We start from the raw sequence: 3,908 nt of genomic DNA, 5'->3' as shown, positions 1-3,908 counted from the left end.
CGTAACGGGCCATGTGGATGGGCTTGCCACCATCGTGGCGCGAGAGGCGATCACCGCCGGCGACAATCCATGGGGGCCGACCGCCCGCTTCACCCTCAAGGCACCGGCGGCTCTGGCGCCGTACATCGCGGAGAAGGGCTCCGTCTGCCTCGACGGCACCTCGCTCACCGTGAACTCCGTGAACGACGATATGTTTTCGGTTCTCATCATCCCGCACACCCTCGCGGTGACCACCTGGGGCGACCGGAAGGTGGGCGACAAGCTCAATCTGGAGGTCGATCTCATGGCCCGCTATGCCGCACGCCTTGCGGACGCCCGCCGGGCGGGGTAGGGGAACGGCAACATTTCTCCCGTTATCGGAGCACCGCCCTCCTCGGGATGAGGGTAGGGGGTTCCGAAAGGTATTTGAGAGTCTCTTATGGTCTCGCATTCCGCCAAACCTCAAGCCGCTCGTGCCCCGGTTCCCGGCGCGCGCATCCTCGTCGTCGAAGCACGCTTCTATGACGATATCGCCGATGAGCTTCTGCGCGGCGTGCAGGGCGCTGTCGAAGCTGCTCAGGCGACTATGGACGTGCTGACGCTCGACGGAGCGCTGGAGATTCCCTCGACCGTCGCCATCGCGCTCGATGCCGCCGAGAAGGCCGGCAAGCCCTATGACGCCGTCGTGGCTCTAGGCTGCGTCATCCGTGGCGAGACGGGACATTATGACATCGTAGCTGGCGAGAGCGCCCGCGCGCTCATGGATCTATCGGTTGCCCGCAAGATCCCGCTCGCCAACGGCATCCTGACGGTGGAGAATGACAAGCAGGCGTGGACCCGGGCCAGCGTGAGTGAATTGAATAAGGGCGGGGGAGCGGTGGAAGCAGCACTTGCCGTTCTTCGCATCAAACGCAAGCTGGAGGCCTGATCATGACGAAGCCTGCAGAGCGCTCAGCCGCTCGCCTCGCTGCCGTCCAGGCCCTCTATCAGATGGATGTATCGGGCACGAGCGTGCTCGACGCGCTCGCGGAGTTCGAGGCCTTCTGGATCGGCCGCGAGGTCGAGGGCATCGAGTTCAAGCCATCCGACATTGAGTTCTTCCGCAATGTCATTACGGGCGTGGTCGAGAACCAGCGCGCCATTGACGTGAAGATCGACAAGGCCCTCTCCGAAGGCTGGCCCCTGCGCCGCGTCGAGGCGGTGCTCCGTGCCATCCTGCGCGCCGGCGGGTACGAGCTCATGTACCGCAAGGATGTGCCGGCCCGCGTCGCGATCACCGAATATGTGGACGTGACCCATGGTTTCTACGGCGATGACGAGCCCGGTCTCGTGAACGCCGTGCTCGACACTCTGACACGCGAAGTACGACCCGGCGAGCTGGAGAAGAAGGCCGCAGGGCAGGCCAAGCGGTAAGCGCAATTCATGGCCGGGAACATCGCCTGATGGCCTCTCCCGAACGCCCAAGCGAAGACGGCCTGATCGCGCGCTACTTCGCGCCCATCRCCGGCGCGGGCGGGCTCGGTCTCAAGGACGACGCAGCCTGCCTGACGCCCGAGCCGGGGCACGATCTGGTTCTCACCACCGACGCCCTGGTCGAGACAGTTCACTTTCTGCCCGACGATTCACCCGCATCCATTGCCCGGAAAGCGCTCGGCGTGAACGTTTCGGACCTCGCCGCGAAGGGCGCGGACCCCACAGGCTTTCTCCTGACGCTGGCGCTCCCTGAAACCTGGACGGAGGCCTGGCTTGCCGCATTCGCTGCCGGTCTCGGTGAGGCCGCTCGTGATTTCGGCTGCCCGCTTCTGGGCGGCGATACGGTGAAGGCGAAAGGGGCCCTGACCCTCTCCGTCACCGCGCTCGGACAGGTGCCAACTGGCCGCATGGTCCGCCGCACGGTAGCGCGGGAAGGCGACGTCGTCTGCGTCAGCGGCACCATCGGCGACGCCGCCTTAGGTTTGATGCTCCGTCGCGATCCGGCATGGGCGTCCAGCCTGTCATCCGGCGAGGCGGCGCATCTCGCCGACCGTTATCTCCATCCCCAGCCGCGTTATCGTCTGGCCAAGGCGCTGCGCGATTACGCCCATGCGGCCATGGATGTCTCGGATGGTCTGGCGGGCGATCTCGCCAAGATGATGCGCGCTTCAGGAACAAGCGCCGTGGTGGATCTCGACAAGGTTCCTCTGTCTCTCGCGGTGCAAAAGGCCATCGGCGCCGATTCGACCCTGCTCGATGCGGCTGTGACGGGGGGAGATGATTACGAAATTCTCTGCACGGTGCCACAGAAGAACCTCGACATGCTGATCGAACAGGCAGATAGCGTGGGCATACCATTATCCGCTATCGGCAGCGTCGTTGCAGGACATGATCTGCCGGTCTTTCGGATGCAGGATCGCGAAAGACGCTACAATGCAGGCTCATACTCCCACTTCTGACGCTTTAGCCAAGCGGAATGCCCTGGTTCTTGCGGCGGCCATGGCGCTCGGCGGATCGAGCCCGGCCATCGTCGTGTCCCTGGGCGGTCTGGTGGGGCAGAACCTCGCGGAGAACAAGGAACTGGCGACCCTGCCCGTGAGCCTGTTCAATCTCGGGCTTGCGCTGGGCACCATTCCCGCCGCTATGATCATGCGGCGGATCGGGCGGCGCATGGGCTACATCCTGGGAGCGGGCATAGGCCTGACAGGCGGGTGCCTGGCGGCTTTCGGCATCGCCTCCTGGAGCTTCGTGCTCTTCTGCTTCGGCGCTCTCATCGTCGGCATGTACGGCTCCTTCAACCAGAGCTACCGATTCGCGGCGACGGACGGGGCTTCCGAGGCCTTCAAGCCGCGCGCGATTGCCTGGGTCATGACTGGTGGGCTTGCCGCAGGAATCATCGGGCCGCAAACGATCATATGGTTCAGGGATGCCATTCAGACCGCGCCCTTCGCKGGGGCATTCCTCGGTCAGGCCGCTCTTGCCCTCATGTCGATGGTCATCGTGTCCTTCCTTCGGCCCGCGCCTGTCAGCGTTGCGCAAAAGGCGGGCGGACGGCCCTTGGGCGAGATCGTGCGGCAGCCCCGTTTCATCGTCGCGGTGACGGCGGGCTTGGTGTCTTACGGTCTCATGAGCTTTCTGATGACGGCTGCGCCGCTCGCGATGATCGGGTGCGGCCACTCGGTTGGCGCGGCGGCTTTGGGCATTCAATGGCACATCCTCGCCATGTATGGCCCGAGCTTCTTCACCGGACGCTTGATCGGGCGCTTCGGCAAGCTGCCGGTTACGGCGACAGGGCTGGTCCTGATCGGGCTGTCGGCTGCCATCGGCCTTTCAGGGATAGAGATCGCCCATTTCTGGGCGACATTGATCCTGCTCGGCATCGGCTGGAACTTCGGCTTCATCGGCGCGACATCGATGGTGACCGATTGCTACCGCCCTGAGGAGCGCACGAAAGTGCAGGCGGCCAACGACTTCCTGGTCTTCGGCTCCACGGCCATCGCATCCTTCTCGTCAGGCAAGCTTTTGAACACCGGCGGCTGGGAAAGCGTGAACTGGCTGGTCTTCCCGCCTGTCGCGATTGCCCTAGTTCTGCTCGCCTGGCAGCAGCGCTCGAAGGCTGCCTTACCCGCATAAAGTATTAAGTCCTTCCTGTGGGTTTAATGCGAAGTATCGTTGCGGACCGTCTCCTTTTTTGCCACCAAATATAAACTTCGCCGGAGGTAGGGGCCGCTCGAGGCCAAGAAACAGGCCTTGAGAAGCGGCATTCTGCTTTCCCATAACAAGGACGGCATGATGGAACTGACCCTTATTATTCTGGGCGGCTTGCTCTCGATTGCTTATGGCCTGTGGGCCATCAGCGATGTGATGAAGCGGGACGCCGGTTCGCAGCGCATGCAGGAGATTGCGGGCGCCATTGCTGAAGGCGCAAAGGCTTATCTCCGCCGACAATATACGAC

5 protein-coding genes and 1 pseudogene are annotated in these 3,908 nt (G+C 63.4%); all 6 read left to right on the top strand.

The genetic code is table 11. The features are described from left to right. A pseudogene (locus ACXJKO_RS30395) lies at positions 1-331 on the top strand (riboflavin synthase); the annotation flags it as partial. An 87-nt stretch (positions 332-418) separates the two neighbouring features. Next, positions 419-907 carry a 6,7-dimethyl-8-ribityllumazine synthase gene (ribH, locus tag ACXJKO_RS30390; RefSeq protein ID WP_457094744.1) on the top strand — a complete coding sequence of 163 codons (489 nt, stop codon included), beginning with the start codon at positions 419-421 and terminating at the stop codon, positions 905-907. A 2-nt stretch (positions 908-909) separates the two neighbouring features. Continuing rightward, positions 910-1,392, top strand: coding sequence for a transcription antitermination factor NusB (gene nusB, locus ACXJKO_RS30385; RefSeq protein ID WP_457094743.1), 483 nt, complete (start codon positions 910-912; stop codon positions 1,390-1,392). A gap of 29 nt (positions 1,393-1,421) precedes the next feature. After that, positions 1,422-2,411 (top strand): thiamine-phosphate kinase, encoded by a 990-nt coding sequence (thiL, locus tag ACXJKO_RS30380; protein ID WP_457094742.1) that lies wholly within the window; start codon positions 1,422-1,424, stop codon positions 2,409-2,411. Continuing rightward, positions 2,386-3,585, top strand: coding sequence for an MFS transporter (locus ACXJKO_RS30375; protein WP_457094741.1), 1,200 nt, complete (start codon positions 2,386-2,388; stop codon positions 3,583-3,585). The genes thiL and ACXJKO_RS30375 overlap by 26 nt, the downstream gene beginning before the upstream one ends. A 156-nt stretch (positions 3,586-3,741) precedes the next feature. Beyond that, a partial coding sequence (locus tag ACXJKO_RS30370) for a sodium/proton-translocating pyrophosphatase (RefSeq protein WP_457094745.1) occupies positions 3,742-3,908 on the top strand: 167 nt, incomplete at its 3' end.

The sequence above is a fragment of the Microvirga sp. P5_D2 genome (genome assembly GCF_054049475.1).
The sequence above is the reverse complement of the archived record's forward strand: the minus strand, read 5'-3'. Positions and strand labels throughout refer to the sequence as shown.

What these genes read in the sequence shown, in the direction of transcription:
- ribH (WP_457094744.1), top strand. Translation starts at nt 419, where the DNA reads ATGGTCTCGCATTCCGCCAAACCTCAAGCCGCTCGTGCCCCGGTTCCC.
- nusB (WP_457094743.1), top strand. Translation starts at nt 910, where the DNA reads ATGACGAAGCCTGCAGAGCGCTCAGCCGCTCGCCTCGCTGCCGTCCAG.